Source organism: Paenibacillus sp. B1-35 (genome assembly GCF_050474385.1).
Classification (GTDB): Bacteria; Bacillota; Bacilli; order Paenibacillales; family Paenibacillaceae; genus Paenibacillus_B; species Paenibacillus_B alvei.
Genome location: NZ_JBCHVJ010000022.1, coordinates 1 through 2,436 on the forward strand (window position 1 = coordinate 1; position 2,436 = coordinate 2,436).

Genomic DNA, 2,436 nt, shown 5'->3' on the forward strand with positions numbered 1-2,436 from the left:
AATTGGGAAATCTCATCTTGAGGGGGGCTTCACGCTTAGATGCTTTCAGCGCTTATCCCTTCCGCACATAGCTACCCAGCTATGCTCCTGGCGGAACAACTGGTACACCAGCGGTGCGTCCATCCCGGTCCTCTCGTACTAAGGACAGCTCCTCTCAAATTTCCTACGCCCGCGACAGATAGGGACCGAACTGTCTCACGACGTTCTGAACCCAGCTCGCGTACCGCTTTAATGGGCGAACAGCCCAACCCTTGGGACCTACTTCAGCCCCAGGATGCGATGAGCCGACATCGAGGTGCCAAACCTCCCCGTCGATGTGGACTCTTGGGGGAGATAAGCCTGTTATCCCCAGGGTAGCTTTTATCCGTTGAGCGATGGCCCTTCCATGCGGAACCACCGGATCACTAAGCCCGACTTTCGTCCCTGCTCGACTTGTAGGTCTCGCAGTCAAGCTCCCTTATGCCTTTGCACTCTTCGAATGATTTCCAACCATTCTGAGGGAACCTTGGGGCGCCTCCGTTACTCTTTAGGAGGCGACCGCCCCAGTCAAACTACCCACCTGACACTGTCCCCGAACCGGATTACGGTCCTAGGTTAGAACTCCGATACGAACAGGGTGGTATCCCAACGGCGCCTCCACCTAAGCTGGCGCTCAGGCTTCTCAGGCTCCCACCTATCCTGTACAGTCCGTACCAAAGTCCAATATCAAGCTGTAGTAAAGCTCCATGGGGTCTTTCCGTCTTGTCGCGGGTAACCTGCATCTTCACAGGTATTAAAATTTCACCGGATCTCTCGTTGAGACAGCGCCCAAGTCGTTACGCCATTCGTGCGGGTCAGAATTTACCTGACAAGGAATTTCGCTACCTTAGGACCGTTATAGTTACGGCCGCCGTTTACTGGGGCTTCGGTTCATAGCTTCGCCTTGCGGCTAACCACTCCCCTTAACCTTCCAGCACCGGGCAGGCGTCAGCCCGTATACTTCGCCTTGCGGCTTCGCACAGACCTGTGTTTTTGCTAAACAGTCGCTTGGGCCTTTTCACTGCGGCCCCCTCGGGCTATTCACCCTACCGAGGCACCCCTTCTCCCGAAGTTACGGGGTCATTTTGCCGAGTTCCTTAACGAGAGTTCTTCCGCGCGCCTTAGAATTCTCTTCTCACCTACCTGTGTCGGTTTGCGGTACGGGCACCTTCACCTGGCTAGAGGCTTTTCTTGGCAGCATGAAATCAAGACCTTCGGTACTGTAATTTTCCCTCCCCATCACAGCCTAGCCTTACGATGTGCGGATTTGCCTACACATCAGCCTCACTGCTTGGACGAGCATCCATCAGCTCGCGTCCCTATCCTTCTGCGTCCCCCCATTGCTCATAACGGTTACGGTGGTACAGGAATTTCAACCTGTTGTCCTTCGACTACGCCTTTCGGCCTCGCCTTAGGTCCCGACTTACCCTGAGTGGACGAGCCTTCCTCAGGAACCCTTAGGTTTTCGGCGGACATGATTCTCACATGTCTTTTCGTTACTCATACCGGCATTCTCACTTGTGTACAGTCCAGCAGTCCTCTCGGTCTACCTTCAACCCGGTACACAACGCTCCCCTACCACTGATACATAGTATCAATCCATAGCTTCGGCAGTATGTTTAGCCCCGTTACATTTTCGGCGCAGAGTCACTCGACCAGTGAGCTATTACGCACTCTTTAAATGATGGCTGCTTCTAAGCCAACATCCTGGTTGTCTGGGCAACTCCACATCCTTTCCCACTTAACATACATTTAGGGGCCTTAGCTGATGGTCTGGGCTGTTTCCCTCTTGACAATGGACCTTAGCACCCACTGTCTGACTCCCGGATATAAGTCGATGGCATTCGGAGTTTGACTGAACTTGGTAACCCTTGGCGGGCCCCGCATCCAATCAGTGCTCTACCTCCATGACTCTTTACTCCGAGGCTAGCCCTAAAGCTATTTCGGGGAGAACCAGCTATCTCCGAGTTCGATTGGAATTTCTCCGCTACCCCCACCTCATCCCCGCACTTTTCAACGTGCGTGGGTTCGGGCCTCCAGTGCGTGTTACCGCACCTTCACCCTGGACAGGGGTAGATCACACGGTTTCGGGTCTACGCCTACGTACTTATTCGCCCTATTCAGACTCGCTTTCGCTTCGGCTCCAGCTCTTCACCTTAACCTTGCACGCAAACGTAACTCGCCGGTTCATTCTACAAAAGGCACGCCATCACCCATAAATAGGGCTCTGACTTCTTGTAAGCACACGGTTTCAGGTTCTATTTCACTCCCCTTCCGGGGTGCTTTTCACCTTTCCCTCACGGTACTGCTTCACTATCGGTCACCAGGGAGTATTTAGCCTTAGCAGATGGTCCTGCCAGATTCCCACGGGGTTTCACGTGTCCCGCGGTACTCGGGATCCGTCTCGGAGGGCATTTA

The 2,436-nt window shown here is 53.9% G+C and carries 1 rRNA gene; it reads right to left on the reverse strand.

Annotation, left to right across the window (positions count from 1 at the left end):
* Positions 1–2,436: ribosomal RNA gene (locus ACQ5BJ_RS26255) — 23S ribosomal RNA — on the reverse strand; the annotation flags it as partial.